17 protein-coding genes and 2 pseudogenes are annotated in these 17,384 nt (G+C 62.9%); 5 read left to right on the top strand and 14 right to left on the bottom strand.

Features of this window, described 5'->3' with window-relative positions; translation table 11 throughout:
- Positions 1-40: 40 nt before the first annotated feature.
- Positions 41-1,960: a glycosyltransferase family 2 protein gene (locus LC298_RS01075; RefSeq protein WP_131565444.1), complete on the bottom strand. Its 1,920-nt coding sequence runs from the start codon at positions 1,958-1,960 to the stop codon at positions 41-43.
- A gap of 143 nt (positions 1,961-2,103) precedes the next feature.
- Between LC298_RS01075 and LC298_RS01070 the strand changes: the two genes are divergently transcribed.
- Positions 2,104-3,087 (top strand): transporter substrate-binding domain-containing protein, encoded by a 984-nt coding sequence (locus tag LC298_RS01070; protein WP_131565446.1) that lies wholly within the window; start codon positions 2,104-2,106, stop codon positions 3,085-3,087.
- Here the strand turns inward: LC298_RS01070 and LC298_RS01065 are convergent.
- Positions 3,040-3,846 carry a sterol desaturase family protein gene (locus LC298_RS01065; RefSeq protein ID WP_131565448.1) on the bottom strand — a complete coding sequence of 269 codons (807 nt, stop codon included), beginning with the start codon at positions 3,844-3,846 and terminating at the stop codon, positions 3,040-3,042. The two genes, LC298_RS01070 and LC298_RS01065, sit on opposite strands and share 48 nt — an antisense overlap.
- A gap of 65 nt (positions 3,847-3,911) precedes the next feature.
- Positions 3,912-4,322 carry a tellurite resistance TerB family protein gene (locus LC298_RS01060; protein ID WP_223385484.1) on the bottom strand — a complete coding sequence of 137 codons (411 nt, stop codon included), beginning with the start codon at positions 4,320-4,322 and terminating at the stop codon, positions 3,912-3,914.
- 169 nt (positions 4,323-4,491) lie between these two features.
- Here LC298_RS01060 and LC298_RS01055 point away from each other — a divergent pair, with 169 nt between their 5' ends.
- A complete protein-coding gene (locus tag LC298_RS01055) occupies positions 4,492-6,150 on the top strand; it encodes a lysine--tRNA ligase (protein WP_131565451.1) in 1,659 nt (552 codons plus the stop codon).
- Positions 6,151-6,164: 14 nt separating this feature from the next.
- On the opposite strand, the gene LC298_RS01050 is transcribed toward LC298_RS01055, so the two are convergent.
- From LC298_RS01050 to LC298_RS01040, 4 genes and pseudogenes are all read right to left on the bottom strand, one after another.
- Positions 6,165-6,473: a polyhydroxyalkanoic acid system family protein gene (locus LC298_RS01050; RefSeq protein ID WP_131565453.1), complete on the bottom strand. Its 309-nt coding sequence runs from the start codon at positions 6,471-6,473 to the stop codon at positions 6,165-6,167.
- Between the two features lie 83 nt (positions 6,474-6,556).
- Positions 6,557-6,937 (bottom strand): annotated as a pseudogene (locus LC298_RS18155) (S24 family peptidase); the annotation flags it as partial.
- Between the two features lie 92 nt (positions 6,938-7,029).
- Positions 7,030-7,234 (bottom strand): annotated as a pseudogene (locus LC298_RS18150) (helix-turn-helix domain-containing protein); the annotation flags it as partial.
- A 63-nt stretch (positions 7,235-7,297) separates the two neighbouring features.
- The gene (locus LC298_RS01040; protein ID WP_131565457.1) at positions 7,298-7,924 is read right to left on the bottom strand and encodes a 2-hydroxychromene-2-carboxylate isomerase; all 627 of its coding nucleotides are present in this window, start codon (positions 7,922-7,924) and stop codon (positions 7,298-7,300) included.
- A gap of 174 nt (positions 7,925-8,098) precedes the next feature.
- Between LC298_RS01040 and LC298_RS01035 the strand changes: the two genes are divergently transcribed.
- Positions 8,099-8,668, top strand: a complete 570-nt coding sequence (locus tag LC298_RS01035) for a Pycsar system effector family protein (RefSeq protein ID WP_131565459.1) — start codon at positions 8,099-8,101, stop codon at positions 8,666-8,668.
- Between the two features lie 2 nt (positions 8,669-8,670).
- Here the strand turns inward: LC298_RS01035 and LC298_RS01030 are convergent, their stop codons facing one another.
- Both LC298_RS01030 and LC298_RS01025 read right to left on the bottom strand, forming a co-directional pair.
- Positions 8,671-9,096, bottom strand: coding sequence for an SRPBCC family protein (locus LC298_RS01030; protein ID WP_131565460.1), 426 nt, complete (start codon positions 9,094-9,096; stop codon positions 8,671-8,673).
- Positions 9,047-9,436, bottom strand: coding sequence for an ArsR/SmtB family transcription factor (locus LC298_RS01025; protein WP_223385483.1), 390 nt, complete (start codon positions 9,434-9,436; stop codon positions 9,047-9,049). Before LC298_RS01025 ends, LC298_RS01030 begins: the two co-directional genes overlap by 50 nt.
- Before the next feature lie 413 nt (positions 9,437-9,849).
- Between LC298_RS01025 and LC298_RS01020 the strand changes: the two genes are divergently transcribed.
- Positions 9,850-11,193, top strand: coding sequence for a DEAD/DEAH box helicase (locus LC298_RS01020; RefSeq protein WP_131565462.1), 1,344 nt, complete (start codon positions 9,850-9,852; stop codon positions 11,191-11,193).
- Positions 11,194-11,293: 100 nt separating this feature from the next.
- Here LC298_RS01020 and doeB read toward each other — a convergent pair whose 3' ends face one another.
- Complete coding sequence (gene doeB / locus LC298_RS01015) at positions 11,294-12,286, bottom strand: N(2)-acetyl-L-2,4-diaminobutanoate deacetylase DoeB (RefSeq protein ID WP_131565464.1); 993 nt, start codon at positions 12,284-12,286, stop codon at positions 11,294-11,296.
- A 4-nt stretch (positions 12,287-12,290) separates the two neighbouring features.
- Positions 12,291-13,472: an ectoine hydrolase DoeA gene (doeA, locus tag LC298_RS01010; protein WP_131565466.1), complete on the bottom strand. Its 1,182-nt coding sequence runs from the start codon at positions 13,470-13,472 to the stop codon at positions 12,291-12,293.
- Positions 13,473-13,589: 117 nt separating this feature from the next.
- On the opposite strand from doeA, the gene LC298_RS01005 reads away from it, so the two are divergent.
- Complete coding sequence (locus tag LC298_RS01005) at positions 13,590-14,966, top strand: aspartate aminotransferase family protein (protein ID WP_131565468.1); 1,377 nt, start codon at positions 13,590-13,592, stop codon at positions 14,964-14,966.
- A gap of 311 nt (positions 14,967-15,277) precedes the next feature.
- Here LC298_RS01005 and LC298_RS01000 read toward each other — a convergent pair whose 3' ends face one another.
- From LC298_RS01000 to LC298_RS00990, 3 genes are all read right to left on the bottom strand, one after another.
- Positions 15,278-16,024, bottom strand: a complete 747-nt coding sequence (locus tag LC298_RS01000; RefSeq protein WP_131565470.1) for a hypothetical protein — start codon at positions 16,022-16,024, stop codon at positions 15,278-15,280.
- A gap of 227 nt (positions 16,025-16,251) precedes the next feature.
- Positions 16,252-16,713, bottom strand: a complete 462-nt coding sequence (locus LC298_RS00995) for a DUF6194 family protein (RefSeq protein WP_223385482.1) — start codon at positions 16,711-16,713, stop codon at positions 16,252-16,254.
- Positions 16,682-17,383 carry a helix-turn-helix transcriptional regulator gene (locus LC298_RS00990; RefSeq protein WP_131565472.1) on the bottom strand — a complete coding sequence of 234 codons (702 nt, stop codon included), beginning with the start codon at positions 17,381-17,383 and terminating at the stop codon, positions 16,682-16,684. Before LC298_RS00990 ends, LC298_RS00995 begins: the two co-directional genes overlap by 32 nt.
- Position 17,384 lies beyond the last annotated feature (1 nt).

Raw genomic sequence — 17,384 nt, 5'->3', positions numbered from 1 at the left:
ATCGGCCGGAACGGGATGACCCCGCCCGCAGGGCTTTCGATTAGCACATATGATGGAAATCGCCATCCGGGTCGTGCGCCTTGTGCGGGGTTTTTTCCCACAGGAACGGCTCCGAGAAATACTGACGTACCGCTCTCCAGCCGGCCAGCGACCCGAGCAGCCAGTAGAGGGGCAGGGCAGGCAGCCTCTTCAGCGCAACGCCACGCAGCCGGCGATCCAGAGTGCGAAAAGACAATGCGGTGAATGCGCCGAAGCTGAGCACGATGTTGCCGAGGTCGAGCATGGCCAGATATCCGTAGGCGGGCCGTATTCCTTCGTTCGCCGCCGAAATCAGCGCCACGGCTGCGACCGTCACGATGGTGAAGGGATAGAACAGCGCCGAGACCACCGTGCCCGCCAGAAGCGTGTGCATGACCAGGTTTGCGGAAAGCCTTTGTCCGCGGCACCGCAGCGTTGCGCGGCGCGTGCGGACGATCCAGGTCTGCAACCATCCCTTGATCCAGCGCGTGCGTTGCCTGAGCCACACCGCAACGGTTTCCGGAGCGTCTTCATAGGTCGGCCGGGTAAGGACGCCGATACGATAACCCGATCGCCAAAGCCGAAAGCCGAGATCGGCGTCTTCGGTGACGTTGTAGGCGTCCCACCCGCCGACCCGCTCGATCGCCTCGCGCCGAAAATGGGTGGAGGTGCCGCCGAGGGGAATCGGAAGGTCGCGATCCGCGAGCCACTGCAAAATGCCGCGGAACAGCGCCGCGAATTCGAGATGGAACATGGTGGTCAGCAGATTGTGGCGCGGGTTGGCGATAACCAGGGGCGCCTGCAGCGCGCCGAGCGCCGCGTCGCTTTCTCGGAATATTTGCCAGGCCTCCTCGAGTTGGTCGGGATGCGGGCGGTCCTCCGCGTCGAAGAGCGTGATGAATTCCCCGGTGCAGAACGGCATCGCGAAATTGAGGGCCTTAGGCTTGGTCTGCGGTCCGGTAAGCGGCGTGGTGATGACCTCGAACCGTCGATCCAGCCGTTGGGCCACGAGAGCCTTGGCCGTGGCGGCGTCTCCATCCTCGCAGACCAGCTTGATCTCGAGTTTCGATGCCGGCCAACGAAGGCTTTTCAGCGATTGCACAAGGTCCGGAACGACCGGCGCTTCCTCGTGAAGAGCGACGATGACGGAATAGACGGGCCGTCGGTGGTTGGGGATCTTCCGCAGTTCACACACGGCCCTCGGGCGATAGGCGAGCGCGGCGACCACGCGCAGGAGTACGCAGGAAAGGAAGAAGATCGACAAGGCCGCATGGACCGTAAGCAGCGTGCCTCCGGGCGCGATCAGCAGTCCTGAAAGGGTCGCGACGAGGGCTCCGCCGATGGCAAATCCGTGCCACGCGCCCGCACCGAACTTTGCCGAGTGTTCGGGCATGTTCGTCGCCAGCTCCTCGCTCGCCCTCTCGGCAAGATCGTGGCGGGTTCTGCGGATCAGCGCGCTGCGCAGGGCCGATGGCGATGTGATCGAGGTTTGGGAAGCGCACGCGTGACCTCCCCCGAAACGGAAGGCTTCCGGATGGTATGATCCCGGGGCCGGCGCCTGTAGGGGCAGCACTCCGCGGTTGGCCACCCCGCACCAGGCCGCCCTGCGGGCGAGGGCAGGAGCAGCGGAGGGGTCGCGTCTCGTAAGCGCCTCGCCGACCAGTTCGGGGTCAACATAGTCGAGTCCGTGATGTCCCGCCCAAGTGCGATAATACGCGTCCTCGGAGATCAAGCCGCGCGTCAGAAGCTCTGTGGCCGCCGTGGTTCCGTTCCTGATGGCGGCGCTGTTCGCGGTAGAAAGATAGCGATAGGGAAACTTGTACTCCTGGAGAAAGGCGACCGAGGGACAGAGCCGATTCTGGTTGGCCGCTGGAACCGAATTGTCGGGCGGAGCCGCCCGCGGCACGGATTTCAACCGCTCCGTGATGGGTTCATGACGCATCAGGACGTTTGGCTTGCGCCGCGCCAGACTTGCAGCTCGATCCGGAATTACTACCCCCCGGAAACGTATCCCCACACAAACATCAAAAAATACTGCGGAGAAGTGTATGAGGAAAGCAGAGAAATGCAAGCAGAGGTTGCAGCGTGACGGTTCACACCCTTCTTCGATCTGGATCGGGCCGCCAATCTGCGCTACTCGACATCATGACCCATCGACCCTCCCTGTTAATCGCCGGCCTTGCGATCGCGCTTGCCCTCGCGGCGACGCCCTATGTCCGTGTCGCATCGGCTCAGGACGTACCGCGGTTTTTCGATCCGAACGAACGCCTCGCACGGCCCAGCCTGGCTGGGCTTCCGCGTTTGCGCTTTTTGACCTCGCTCGATTTTCCGCCGTTCAATTTCGCCGATGCGCAAGGCCGTGTGGCGGGGTTCAATGTCGATCTCGCCCGGGCGTTGTGCGTGGAACTGGATATCGTGGACAAGTGCGAAATCCAGGCAATGCCCTGGGACGAACTCGATGCGACCCTCGAGGGAAAGCGCGGCGAAGCGATCATCGCCGGACATCGCGTGACGGCGGAGCTGCGCGCCACGCGCGAGGTTTCCGCGCCCTATTTCCGATTTCCCGCGCGGTTTGCGGCACGCAGGGACGCCGGGGCCGCTGACGCCGACGACATGACGCCGCTGACCGCTGGCAAGAAGGTGGCCGTTGTCGCGCAGAGCGCCCATGCGGCGATGCTTGCCGCATGGTTTCCCAAGGCGACGGCGGTTCCTGTCGACACGATCGAGGATGCCCATGCGGCGCTTCTATCCGGCGACGCCGATTTCATCTTTGCCGACGGCGTCGGCCTGGCGTTCTGGTTGGGCTCGACCGCCTCGCAGGACTGCTGCGACTTCGTCTCCGGCCCGTTCCTGTCGGAGCATTTCCTGGGCAGGGGCATGGTCATCGTCATGCGGCAGGACAGCGCCAGCCTCGCGGAGGCAATCGACTCGGCACTGAAGTCTCTCGAAGAGGACGGGACGTATCGTGAGATTTTCACCCGCTACTTCCCGCTCAATCCGTTTTCCGATGGACCCGTCGGCTCAGCGCCGGCGGAAGGGAAGGCCGAGCGTCCAGACGAGACCGGATGAGAAAGCTCCGCGGTAGTCCTTGAGGCCGATTTCCATGTCTTTGTGACCAAGCTTCGGCTGCGGCAAATAGGTGCGGAAAATCCGGTCCCAGAAGGAGAAGTTGAAGCCATAGTTTGAATCGGTTTCGCGTCTTTCGCTGGAGTGGTGCACGCGGTGCATGTCGGGCGTCACGATGATCTTGCGCACGGCTTTGTCTATCGGCTGCGGCAGGTCGATGTTCGAGTGATTGAACATCGAGGTGCCGTTGAGGACGATCTCGAAAACCAGAACCGCCGCGACCGGAGCGCCGAGCGCGATGACCACGGCCGCTTTCCAGAACATCGAGAGCACGATTTCCAGCGGGTGGAACCGCAACGCTGTCGTCACGTCGAAGCCGTTGTCGGAGTGATGCATCCTGTGAATCCGCCAAAGGATCGGGATCTTGTGGCTCGCAAGGTGTTCGAGCCAGACAGCGAGGTCGAGGATGAAGAACGAGACGATGCCGGCGAGCGCGGCGGGAGCACCGAGCTGGCGAAACAGGCCCCAGCCCCGGCTTTCCGCATAGAGCGCGGTGCCCACAGCGGCAGCCGGGAACAGCAGCCTGAGGCATATCGACGAGATCACCACCATGGACAAATTCGTGAACCAGCGTTTCGATTTCATCGCACCCGTCATCTCCGCCCGTTCGAGGCGCGGCGACCATAGCTCATAGGCCGCCATCGCCGCGAAGATCGCGAGAAAGGCAGCGAGCCGGATGGTGGCTTCGGAAAATTCAATCATCACAGCCGGTATGTCGGACCGCCCGCATGACCGTGCAATTCACGATTGCGTCAGCCGCAGGCAGGTCAGGGAAGCCGGAAACGCGCACGCGCGGAGCGCTCGATCGCCGCGACGACCAGCTTGTCAAGGTCGAGTTCGTCGCGCAGCATCTGCAGGAAACGCAACTCTTCCTGCTCGACATGGAGATCTGCGGCGGCGATCTCGGTTCCGACGGCATAGGCCGTGTCGTGGAGCCGCTCCGGAACGCCTTCGCGGATGATGCCGAGAATCTTGTCGAGGCCGTTCGGCTCGTTCAGAATCGCAGTGCAGCGATTGGCGGTGTCGACCAGCTGGTCCCGGCTGTAGCCATCGAACACCGGAAGCGTGTCGACGAGATTGCCGATCCGCGACAATTCGCGCTCGGAAAGGTTGGAGTCTGCCGCCGCCATCGTCACCATGACGAATACCAGCGCTTCCTGCTGCGAAACGGTGCTCATTGGTCCCCTCTCGTTTTGCTGGTCCGTACGTAATGCCGCCCATGCCGCCACGCAAGCAGGCGCGGCGGAACAACGCATCGCGCCTGCATGTCCGCGGGACTTCTCAAGCGAAGGTTCTTGACCTAGAAAGCGGCGTTTCAACGATCCTGAAATCCAGAAAGTCATGACGATGAGCGCCAGCGCGCCCCTGCCCGAACTCGACCTCCATCCGGAAATGCTGGAGGCGGCCGCCAAATCGAAGGCGTGGCCGTTTGAGGAGGCGCGCAAGATCGTCAAGCGTTACGAGAAGAGCGGCTTTCCCAAAACGGTGCTCTTCGAAACCGGATACGGCCCATCCGGGCTGCCGCATATCGGCACGTTCGGCGAGGTCGCCCGCACGACCATGGTGCGCAACGCGTTCCGCGTGCTGACGGAAGGTAAGGTGGCGACGAAGCTTCTCTGCTTTTCCGACGACATGGACGGCATGCGCAAGATTCCGGACAACGTTCCGGACAGAGCCTTTCTGGAACCGCATCTGCACAAGCCTCTGACCGTCGTGCCGAATCCGTTCGGCGGTGGTTACGAGAGTTTCGGCCATCACAACAACGCGATGCTGCGCCGGTTCCTCGACACGTTCGGTTTCGATTACGAATTCGCCAGTGCGACGGACTATTACAAGTCGGGCCGGTTCGACGAAATCCTGCTGCGCGTGGCGGAACGCTACGACGCGATCATGGACATCATGCTGCCCACCCTGGGCGAGGAACGCCGCGCGACCTATTCGCCGTTTCTGCCGATCTCGCCGAAGACCGGTCGCGTGCTCTACGTGCCGATGCAGTCGGTCGATGCGAAGGCGGGAACCGTCACCTATGTGGAAGACGGCGAGGAAGTCACACAGCCGGTCACAGGGGGCCAGGTGAAGCTGCAGTGGAAGCCGGACTTCGGGGCGCGCTGGGCAGCGCTCGGCGTCGATTTCGAGATGTTCGGCAAGGATCACGGTCCGAACATGCCGGTCTATGACCGCATCTGCGCGGCGCTCGGCGGCCGTCCGCCCGAGCACTATGTCTACGAACTTTTCCTCGACCAAAATGGCGAAAAGATCTCCAAGTCGAAGGGCAACGGCCTGACCATCGACGAGTGGCTGACCTACGCACCCACCGAGAGCCTCTCGCTTTACATGTTCCAGAAGCCGCGCACGGCCAAACGCCTTTATTTCGACGTCATTCCCAAGGCCGTCGACGAGTATTTCACTTTCCTTAGCGCCTATGAGCGGCAGGACTGGGCGGGACGCCTCAACAATCCTGTCTGGCACCTCCATTCCGGCAACCCGCCTGCCGGCGACATGCCGGTGCCGTTCGCGATGCTGCTGAATCTGGTCAGCGCGTCGAACGCGCATGACAAGAACGTGCTGTGGGGCTTCATCTCGCGCTACGCGCCCGGAGTTACGGCGGCGAGCCATCCAAAGCTCGACGAACTTGTCGGCTATGCGATCCGGTATTTCGACGACTTCGTGAAGCCGTCAAAGACCTTCCGTGCACCCGACGATGTCGAACGCGACGCGTTGGCCCAGCTCGCCGCCGCACTCGACGCGCTTCCCGACGGCAGCGACGGCGCCGTGATCCAGGATGCCATGCTCGACGTCGGCCGCAGCTTCGAACGGTATCAGGATCCCGTCAAGAAGGGACCTGACGGCGGTCCCGCTGTGACGGGCGACTGGTTCCAAATGCTGTACCAAGTCCTGCTCGGGCAGGATCGAGGTCCCCGCTTCGGCTCGTTCGTCGCGCTTTATGGCCTGAGCGAAACCGTCGCGCTGATCAACAAGGCGCTCGCGGGCGAACTGATCGTGTAGCCGAATTTAGGGTGCTACTTCTTCTCCAGAAGGATGGTGCTCTGCTTCCTGATGCTGCCCATGATCTTGTCCGCCATACCGGCGAGCAGGCCGGGCAGCACGACCGTGATCGTAACCTGTTCGTCCTCGACCACCACGGTTCCGTCGATCGCCTGGCCCATGGTGCGTGCGCCGAAATGCAGCGTGTCGTCCTCCCAGCGCTGGTTCAGCTTGACGGCGAAGCCAAGCCCGTCGCCGACCTTGTCGAAGCCGTTGCGGATGCGTTGCGCGGCCTCGGCGCGGCCCAGTTCATGTGAAATCGTGACGGTAACGGGCTTTGCCATGTCTTCTCCGAATGGTGATCAAGCGTTTCCGGCGACGATATGGGGGCTGTCAGGGCGCCGTGCAAATCCCCGGCCGACGGCTTCTACTGGCTTGCCCAGACGATGCGGGCGATCCACTCGATCTCGCCGGCCGGAAACGTCCGGTCGGGGTGATCGGGATTGGCGGACTGAAGTTCGACGAGCTCGGGCGTGCGCCGCAGCAGGGTTTTCGCCATCACCTCGCCGTCGCGCGTCTTGACCACGACGCGGTCGCCCCGGCGCAATTGCTCGCTCGGAGCGACGATGATCTTGTCGCCCTCGCGGTACAGCGGAAGCATGCTGTCGCCCGATATCTCGAGCGCGTAACATCCGTCCTCGAAATCCTTCCCCGGGAAGGAGACGGTGTCCCAGCCCTGTCCTGCGGGAAACCCGGCGTCGTCGAAGAAGCCGCCATCGCCGGCCTGCGCGAGTCCGAGCAGCGGGACTTCCCGCAAGTTCACGGGTTGAACTGAGGGCGATCCGTTGGGGCGCCCGATGGACCCGGCCGAGCGCCGTGGACGGACCAACGCAAGGAAGTCGTCGAGCGAGGAGCCCGTGGCTTCCATGATCTTGGCGAGCGATTCCGTCGACGGCCAGCGCGGACGTCCGTCTGCGGCAAAGCGCTTCGACTTGTTGAAGGTGGTGGAGTCCAGCCCCGCACGCTTGGCAAGGCCGGAAGCCGACAGGTCGTGACGCGCGGCTAGCGCGTCGATGGCCGCCCAAATGCGCGCGTGTGAAAGCATAATTGTCCTGACCGAAACTCAATGAGGAATAAATACCTCTGCGGCGGCCGTTTCACAAGCCTCTTACTCGGCGGTGACAATGAACGGTCCGCGGCCGCTCGTCAGCGCTTGGTCGATATATTCGATCCTGTCCTGGCCCCAGAATACCTCGCCGTTCAGAACGAAAGCCGGAACCCCGACAGCGTCGGCCGCAATTGCCTCTTCGGTGTTCCTTGCGCGGATCGCGGCGATCTTGTCCGTCTTTGCGTGCTCGATCACGCCGTCGGCGTCATGCCCAGCCGCCGAAAGCAGTTCACGCAGCACGGCCTCATCCGCAAGGTTTTTGTCCTCGGCCCAGCAGGCAGAGAAGAGTGTGGCCATGTAGCCGTTCGGATCGCCGCCGGGATCGGCGATCGCTGCAACCGTCAGGTCGGCAAGCGTAGCGTCGACCGGAAAATGCGCCGGTTTGATGTTGATCGGGAGGCCACGGAAGTCGGCAACCCGCGCGAGTTCGACCAGCCGGTAGCGCTGGCGTACCGGAGGCCGCTTCGCCGGCGGGACGGCGCCTGACACCTCCCACAGGCCCATCAGGTTGACGGGCTTGTAGTTCAACCTGGCGCCGTGCCTGGCCGCGACTTCGGTGATCGCCTTGTGGCCGAGGTAGGTGAATGGCGAGGCCGAGTAGAAATAGTAATCGATCGCTTGCGTCACGCGCGCGTCCTTTCCCGATGTGCGAACGCTTGGTGTCCCGGACGGAACGGACTGTCAAGCGGAGCGGGGGAGTTCACGAAACTATGAACGGAAGGCGGACCGGCAAGCCGCCACCCGGCGATTTGACGCCGCTTTCGGGGTACGGCACATTTTTCGCGGCGAAAGGCTGGATGGATGCGCGAACCGGAAAAGCTCGAAGATGTCGATCTATCGCTGCCGCTTGCAGGCTCGGAGGGGCATGACATCAATCATGTCACCCGGGCGCGCATCCAGTACCTAATCGACCAGCATCAGGTGCTGTTGACGCAGGCGCAATTCTCCGATGCCAAGGCCGTGGCGCTGGTGACGATCCTCGGACTGGCGGTGTTCGGCGACCCGTCTCTCGGAAAAACGGGGAGTGTGTCGGATACCCTCGGCTACCTGCTGCTCGGCTTCAGCGCGGCCAGCGTGCTCTGCTGTTTCTGGGCGGTGTTCCCGCGCTATCCCGCCTCGGCGGACCGGCGTTGGCTGGTCGCGCGCGACCGCTGGTCATGGCCGTCGCTGGCGTCGGGCGGCCTCGGTCCAGCGGACTACGCCGATTTCATGCGAACAGTCGAAGTTTCCCAGATGATCCAGTCGCTTTCACTGAGTAACATGGCGGTCGCCCGCCTGCTGCTCAGGAAGTACACAGCGCTGCGAATCGCCTTCGGCTTCTCGCTCGGCGTGCTGGTCGTCGTCGGCATTCGTTTCGCCGGGTTCGGCTGAACTCAGCCGGCGACTTCCGCCAGCTTCTCGAGGATTCCGGCCCATCCGCCCTGATGGTTGGTGCGCGCCTCCTCGCTGGCGAATTTAACATGCGTCAGGGTCAGGTCGGTGGCTGAAGGGCCGGCCGGCTTGAAGTTGAGCGTCACGGTGCTTCCGTCGACGGAATGCGGCGATTCCCACGTGAAAACGATACGCTCGTGCGGCGTGACCTCGAGGTAGGTTCCGGCATGCGGGATCTCGTTTTCGCCCGCCGCCATGACCACCATGAAGCGTCCGCCCTCGCGACCGTCGCTTTCCGCGCGTGGCACGGTCATGTCTTTGCCGGGCATCATGAACTTCGAAAGCATTTTCGCATCGAGCCAGGCGTTGAATACGGTTTCAACCGGCGCCGGGATCGTCTTTCTTAGCGTCAGTGACAGATCGCTCATTGTTTCTCGTTCCTTCTGAAAAGACCTCACCAAGGCGATCAAGCCGCAGTTCCCATATCGAGCGGAGTTCCCCGAACCACGCGTCGACGGATCGCACCGGATCAAGGTTCGCCTCGATCAAATGGACGCGGCCCATGGTCCGGCGCGTGGCGAGGCCAGCGGCCTCAAGCACCTTGATGTGCTTTGACACCGCGTTCAACGACATCGCGTACCGGCCGGCCAGTTCCGTCACCCGCAGCGGTCCTTCCTGGACGAGGGTCGTCAGGAGAGACCTGCGGGTGGGATCGCTGACCGCCTTCAGAATCTCCGAGAGATCGTGGTCCTGCAATTGTTCACCCATTTGGTTGAATATAGCGCGAAGGCGAAACTGTCAACTCGTGGGTTGAATATTTGATTCGCCCGATTTTCTCAATCCTCTCATCATCGTGGGTTGACATTGCACTGCACAACGCAGATATGCGGCTCACGACAACGCATTGGCTGCCGCGTGAGCAGCCCGCACCAGTTCTTTGGCGATATGAGTTCGCATGGTGCAGGAGGCGTGTCTTCCCGAAGCCTTTCCGCTTCGGTTTTCCCAAAAGTTCCCAATTCACGCGGGGTGCTGACGATCAGATGATCCGCAGGACAATTCGGTCCCGGAGAGCATCTCGGTCGCAACCGCATTGTGCGTCTGCCTGCATTTCGTGCCGGCGGCGTTCGTACGTTCATTTGCGCCGGACAATCCGCGCGCCGATGCCATGAAAGGCATATCCATTGACTCAGTTTCAGGCCCTCGGCCTATCCGACCGTGTCCTCAAATCCATCGCGGCGTCAGGCTTCGATACGCCCACTCCAATCCAGAAAGCGGCCATACCGGCCGTTCTTGAAGGCCATGACATCATGGGTCTCGCACAGACCGGCACCGGAAAGACCGCTGCGTTCGGCCTTCCGCTGGTCGAGAAGCTTCTGGCGGACGGGCAGCGTCCCTTCCCCAAGAGCTGCCGCGCGCTCATTCTCGCTCCGACCCGCGAACTGGCGAACCAGATCACGGCGAACCTGCGCGGCTTCGTTCGCAAGACGCCGCTGAAGATCGCCACCATCGTCGGCGGTGCGTCGATCAACGTCCAGATGCGCGATCTCGGACCGGGCAAGGACATCGTCGTCGCCACGCCGGGACGCCTGCTCGACCTGATGGAGCGCCGCGCCATCGTTCTGGCGCAGACGAGCTTCCTCGTGCTCGACGAGGCCGACCAGATGCTTGATCTCGGTTTCATCCACTCCCTGCGCAAGATCGCCAAGACGCTGCCGAAGGAACGTCAGACGCTTCTGTTCTCGGCGACTATGCCGAACTCGATCGAGGGACTGGCACAGACCTATCTGACCGATCCGGTGCGCGTCGAGGTGTCGCCTCCCGGCAAGGCCGCCGACAAGGTTTTCCAGTCGGTGCATTTCGTCGGCCAGCGCGCCAAGGCAGATCTCCTGAAGAAGTGCCTTGCCGAGCGGGAAGATGACCTCTCGCTGGTTTTCGCGCGTACCAAGCACGGCGCCGAGAAACTGATGAAGCACCTCGTCGCGAGCGGATTTTCGGCGGCCTCGATCCACGGCAACAAGAGCCAGGGCCAGCGAGACCGCGCCATCCGCGATTTCCGCAGCGGTGAAATCCGCATCCTTGTGGCGACCGACGTCGCCGCCCGGGGCATCGACATTCCGGGCGTGAGCCATGTCTATAACTTCGATCTCCCGCAGGTTGCCGAGAATTACGTCCACCGGATCGGGCGCACCGCCCGCGCTGGCGCCGAAGGCCGGGCCATTGCGTTCTGCTCGCCGGAAGAGACGAAGATGCTGCGCGATATCGAGCGGCTGACCAATGTGCCCATCACGGTGGCCAGCGGTGATCATCCTGGCTTCGGCCAGGGCGAGAAGCGCCCGGCGCGCAAGCCGCATCGCGGGCAGGGCGGCAACCGCCCGCCGCGTCAGGAAGGCGAGGCCGGATCGGGCCGCAACAATGGCGGTCCGAACCGCAAGAAGCGTTTCGGCAATCCGGCGGCAAATTCGGGCAAGCCAGCACAGCGCCCGCCGCGCCGCCGCAACCGGAATCGCAATCGCGCCGCGGCCTGATCTGCTGACGGGGGCCCTGACCGGGCCCTCGATACTCCCGTCCCGGTCTACTGCCTGCTGAAGGTGTTCAGCGGGCAAGCGCGCTGGCGGAAGAGGCACATTACGAGACCGTTTCGGCGACAACGGCGAGACAATCGCCCGCCTGGACGAGGCCCGGAAAGTGCCGTGCGGCGAGAATGCCGGACCGCCGCGCGCGATACTCGACCGGCGGGACGCCGGTGCGGTCGAGCGGCCACACCCTGACCAGGCAGTCGCCCTTCCCGATCCGGTCGCCGAGATCGGCGCAGGGTTCCGCCATCCCGTCCGCCTCGCAGAACACGAAACAGTCATCGTCCGGCATCACGAGATCGGTGCTTTCCTCGACGACCGGTTCCCCCTTCAGGATGCCGGCATGGATGAGGAGATTGCGCACGCCCTTCCTGGCGATGGCGACGCTGCGGGCGGTCGCGGTTCCGCCGCCGCCGAGTTCGGTGGTCACGAAGACCTTCCCCTGCGCCTCGACCGCGCCGTCATACATGCCGGCACTGTCGATCTCGCGCATCATCATCGACCACGGCGCGTTGAAAGCCCGCATGGCGGCGACGCAGGCCGCCTGCTGCGCCGCGTCGTCGAGGATGTGGGCCGCCGCGAAGGGCAGAAAATCGAGCGTCCGCCCGCCCGAATGGAAGTCGAGCACGATATCGGCCTCAGGCACGAGAACGGTGTTGAAATAGTCGGCGATCTTTTCGGTCACCGTTCCGTCCGGACGTCCCGGAAAGGACCGGTTGAGATTGCCCTTGTCGATCGGCGAGGTACGGGTGCCGGCGCGAAAGGCCGGGTAGTTGAAGGCCGGCACGATGATGACCCGGCCCGATATCTCGTCCGGCTTCAGGCTGGCCGCGAGATTCTGCAGCGCGATCGGTCCTTCGTATTCGTCGCCATGATTGCCGCCGGTGAGCAACGCCGTCGGGCCTTTCCCGTTGGCGACCACTGCGATGGGTATCATCACCGAACCCCATGCGGAATCGTCCCGGCTGTAGGGAAGGCGGAGGTGACCGTGATGCACGCCCTCGGCGTCGAGCGGGATGGTCGGCTGAATCGGATTCGTAACCACCGGCTTACTCCTTGACGAAGAGCCGCCGCGGCGTTTCGCAGAAGCACTCGACGCCCGTCTCGGTGATCAGGATCGGTTCGGTGATCTCCAGGCCGCCATCGTCCAGCCAGAGCGCGGGCATGAAATGGAACGTCATGTTCGGCCGCAATTCGGTCATGTCGCCGCGCCGGAACGACATTGTCCTCTCGCCCCAGTCGGGCGGGTAGGACAGCCCGATGGAATAGCCGCAGCGGCTGTCCTTCTGGAAGCCGCGCTTGTTCAGCGCCGCGTTGAAGGCGTTGGCGATGTCCTCGCAGCGATTGCCGGGTTTGGCCTGCTCCAGACCGGCGTCGATCGCCTCGAGCACGGCCTTCTCGGCGTCGAGATATTTCTGCGGCGGGCGCCCCAGGAAAAGCGTGCGCGACTGCGGGCAGTGGTAGCGCCGGTGGACGCCGGCGATCTCGAAGAACGAGGATTCGTTCTTCCGGAACGGCCGGTCGTCCCACGTCAGATGCGGGGCGGTCGCGTCCAGCCCCGTCGGGGTGATCGGCACGATCGCCGGATAGTCGCCCCAGTAACCGTCCGCTCCGGTGATGCCCGTGTGATAGATGTCGGCGACGAGATCGTTGACGCGCATGCCCGGTTCGGCGCGGTCGACGATCTTCAGGTGCATCTGTTCGACGATCCGCGCCGCCCGGCGCATGTAGGTGACCTCGACGTCGCTCTTGACGGCGCGCTGCCAGTTGACGAGGCCGGTCGCATCGCACAGCCGGGCGTCCGGCAGCCCGGCGACGAGGGTCAGGTGGGCGGCGGCCGAGTAGTAGTAATTGTCGAGTTCGACGCCGATGCGCAGCGCCCCCCAGCCTCGCTCCTTGATGAGCGTGGCGAGCGTCTCCATCGGATGCTTTTCCGGGTTCTGCACATAGGTGTCGTCGTAGCCGACGACGTTCTCGTCGGCCATCGTCACGGTCCGGAGCGCGCCCAGCGCGTCCATCGCACGGCCCCACCACACCGGCTCGCCCTCCGGACCGATCAGCACCGCCTGGTGGGTGTAGAACGACCAGCCGTCATATCCTGAGAGCCATGCCATGTTGGAGGGGTCGGAAACGACCAGCAGGTCGATCCCCTTTTTTTCCATGGCGCGGCGGGTGCGCGTGACCCGGAAATTGTACTCTTCCGTCGGGAAATTCGGTGAAGACGTCGTCATCGCCAACCCGTTTTGATGTTTGGGAAAATTCGCATCTGACGCCCCGTCCCCACCTTGGAAGCCGCCATCTAAACGCGTAGGGTCGGCGCACGCAAACGAAGATTGAGGAGACGGCGCATGTTGCGGAACGACCAGCTGGACCAGTGGGATCGCGACCACTTTTTTCACCCGTCGACACATCTGGCCCAGTTCTCGCGCGGCGAGGCGCCGAACCGGATCGTCAGCGGCGGCGAGGGGTCGTTCATCACCGACCGGGACGGGCGCCGCCTGCTCGATGGTTTTGCCGGTCTCTACTGCGTCAATGTCGGCTACGGCCGCACGCAGATCGCCGAGGCGATCGCAAAGCAGGCCCATGAACTCGCCTACTACCACTCCTATGCCGGGCACGGCACCGAAGCCTCGATCACCCTGTCGAAAATGGTGGCCGACCGCGCGCCGGAAGGGATGAACCATATCTATTACGGGCTCTCCGGCTCGGACGCCAACGAGACCAACATCAAGCTGGTCTGGTACTACAACAACGTGCTGGAGCGGCCGGAAAAGAAAAAGATCATCTCGCGCAAGCGCGGCTATCACGGGTCGGGCCTGATGAGCGGTTCGCTGACCGGTCTCGGCCTGTTCCACCGCCAGTTCGACCTGCCGTTCCCGCAGGTCCTCCACACCGAATCGCCCTACTACTACCGCCGCCCGGACGAGGCGATGAGCGAGGCCGACTTCACCGCCCATTGCGTCGCCGAACTCGAAGCCATGATCGAGCGCGAGGGTGCCGGCACCATCGCTGCCTTCATCGGCGAGCCGGTTCTGGGCACCGGCGGGATCGTTCCGCCGCCGGAAGGCTACTGGCCGGCGATCCAGGAGGTGCTGGCCCGCCACGACATCCTGCTGATCGCCGACGAGGTGGTGACCGGCTTCGGCCGTCTCGGCACCATGTTCGGCTCGGATCACTTCGGCATCCGGCCGGACATCATCACCATCGCCAAGGGGCTGACCTCGGCCTATGCGCCGCTGTCCGGCTCGATCGTTTCCGACAAGGTCTGGAAGATTCTCGAACAGGGCACCGACGCGCTCGGCGTGTTCGGCCATGGCTGGACCTATTCCGCCCACCCGATCGGGGCGGCGGCCGGCGTCGCCAATTTGACGCTGCTCGACGAACTCGGGCTGGTCGAGAATGCCGGCACCGTCGGCGCGTATCTGACCCGCAAGATGAAGGCCGCAATCGGTGACCATCCGAATGTCGGCGAGGTGCGCGGCGAGGGCATGCTGTGCGCCGTCGAGATCGTCGAGGACCGGGCGCAAAGGCGCCCCTTCGACCCGTCGCGCAAGGCCGGCCCGTCAATCGTCGCCAGGATGCTCGAGCACGGCGTCATCGCCCGGGCGATGCCGGAGGGCGACATCATCGGCTACGCGCCGCCGCTCTGCCTCACCGAAGCCGAGGCCGACCAGATCGTCGCCGCGACCAAGACGGCGGTCGAGGAGGTCTGCGCGGGGTTGTGAGGGGTAGGCGAAAAGGCGCCGTTCTCCCCCCTTGCGGGGGAGATGTCTGCGCTAGCAGACAGAGGGGGTGTTGGCGCGGAGATCGAAGTACCCCCTCTGTCGCCTTTGGCGACATCTCCCCCGCAAGGGGGGAGAGTGGGTTCCGCGCTTCTTACCACTGTGGTCATTCATGGATCCTCGGGTCAAGCCGGAGGATGACGGCCTGTGTTTTGGCTCCCGGGCCAATCGCCGGCATCGAGGCGCACGGACTCTTTGTCCCGCCCTTAAGCTCCTCATTGCATTCGTCGCTGGCAAGCCGCTGTCCGGGCGGCTCAAGAACTGTTGAGGGCGTCGAGGGCGAGGATGTGGCAGTCCTTCAGCGTCCCGCCGACGAGGGTCTTCGGCCGCTCGCTGAAGCCGGGCGGAACCCCGGGCCGGATCGGCCACCAGCGCCGCGGCCGCGTGGAGTCCAGATGACACCGTGCCCGCCAGCGGGCCATGCGATCAATGTGATGATCGAGGTTGAGCAGCGCGTTGGCAAAAGCGCGCACCCGCCGGCAGAGGGTCTTGGCGGGGACCGGTTCGTCCGGGTCGAGCACCGGCCGGGGCGGCAGGGGCACGCGGTGCGGGTCGTTCAGCGCCGCGATCTGCTCCTCGGTCAAAAACGGCGGGCCGTAGCGCTTCCACGGATCGAAGATCGGGAAGGGGCGGGGCTTGTCGATCTCCTCCATTGCGCCCTGTTCGAAATCCCCCCCTCTGTCACGCTGTGACATCTCCCCCGCAAGGGGGGAGACCGGGTGCATGGCGCCGGCCTTGCCCGCCTTTCCTTCAGGCTCGGATCCTTGGTTCGCAGTGGCGAACTCCGTGAAAGGCACCACCTTCCATGCGGCCATGACGATCAGGCGGCGCAATGCGAATTCGGCGGGGCGAAGGATCGCGAGGATCTCGAGATAGAGCCGGCGCGGCAGGGTTTCCACCGGCCGGCCCCACAGGATCCCGGCCATGGTGACGAGCCGCGCGGCGAGCGCGTCGAGCGCGTCGCCATAATGCTCCACCGACCCTTCCCAGTCGAAACCCATCCCCGCCTCCTTCGGCAACAAACACGGGAGGAATTGTCGGACAGGTTTCCGGGGGTGTTGATAAGGTTTTTCCCTATGTGGAGCAAAAACAAAGGGTTAACGGAAAATGGGGGCGAATTTATCAACGGTCGTGGGGGCTGTGTGCGGCTGTGTGGGTGTTCGGCAGTTCGGTTTGGATGGCAGGTCTGAGCCCAAAATACCGGATGCTGCGGACGCATGAATGTCCGTTATCCTGATACCCGCTTAGAAAACGTCGTTGTTGCTTTCTGGTAAGCGGCCTCGATCAGAGGCTTGATTTCGTGAAAACTCCCCTCTGAAGGATTAACTACCGCAACCCAACTCATCCAGCCATAAACAGGATGAGGTGTCAGTGTATCCAAGGCGGTGAAGTCCCAAGGACCATCAACGGCACCACCCTTGCCGGGTCGCGGTGGTGGAGGGCCGAACCGTTCTAGGAAAAGCGGCTTCGTAGTGCCAATATTCAGGCGAAAGATGCCTTCTCGATCCAAGTGTGATGCGCGGTCGTTGTCGCCATTCTTTTCCTTGAGGGTCGCGAAATACACCCCTCGCGGCAAAAGTCTGCCGGGATTGTAAAACAATGACTTTTCGCCCCAAGCTTCTACAACTGTGACGCCATCGAATCTTTGCAAGAGCGCATCAATGATCTGTGACGGTGTCAGGTTTTGCATTTTGTTGTCCAAGGTAGTCCTTCAATCGTTTCCCGACCTCTGGCTTGAAACCATGATCGCCTAAAGTTGTGTTCTCCATACGATCCAGTCGAAAAACTCGAAAGTTGGCCCGCGTTTCACACCATCCGGTCAGTGTCAGGGCATTATCCCAGACTTCAATTTCTAGGGGTCGGACGAGGCGTTTAGATTCTTGACCTGACAAAGAAGTGTATGCAAAAGCCAGCATCGTGCGACTGAGAATGGCTCGTCTGACGATATCCAAAGCATCCAGTACATCCTGCGGAAATCGTGGTGCATAGATCGCAATCGCTCCTCGCGTTGAATCAAGCATTTCAGGGCGCGGCAGGACAGCACGCATCTTGTCACCAAGGCTTTGGCTTTGCTCTGATAGGCTTCGCCCAAAGCTGGATTGCACCAATGCAATTCCAAGCTCCAGCACTTCCAATTCGCCCGGTGTCAGGTTCAGCGGGGGCAGAAAGACCGGCTCGGTCATCATGTATCCAACACCGCGTTCGCCCGTAATCGGAACACCAGAGCCAATCAGCGTTTCAATATCGCGATATATGGTACGCAACGACACCTCCATCCGCTCGGCAATGTCAGCCCCTTTGTGAAGGCGTCCATCGCGAAACAGTTGGATGATATTGAAAAGCCGATCAGTTCTGCGCATC

The sequence above is a fragment of the Oricola cellulosilytica genome (genome assembly GCF_019966575.1).
GTDB lineage: Bacteria > Pseudomonadota > Alphaproteobacteria > Rhizobiales > Rhizobiaceae > Oricola > Oricola cellulosilytica.
Note: the sequence above shows the minus strand (reverse complement) of the source record. Positions and strands in the feature narration are given on the sequence as shown.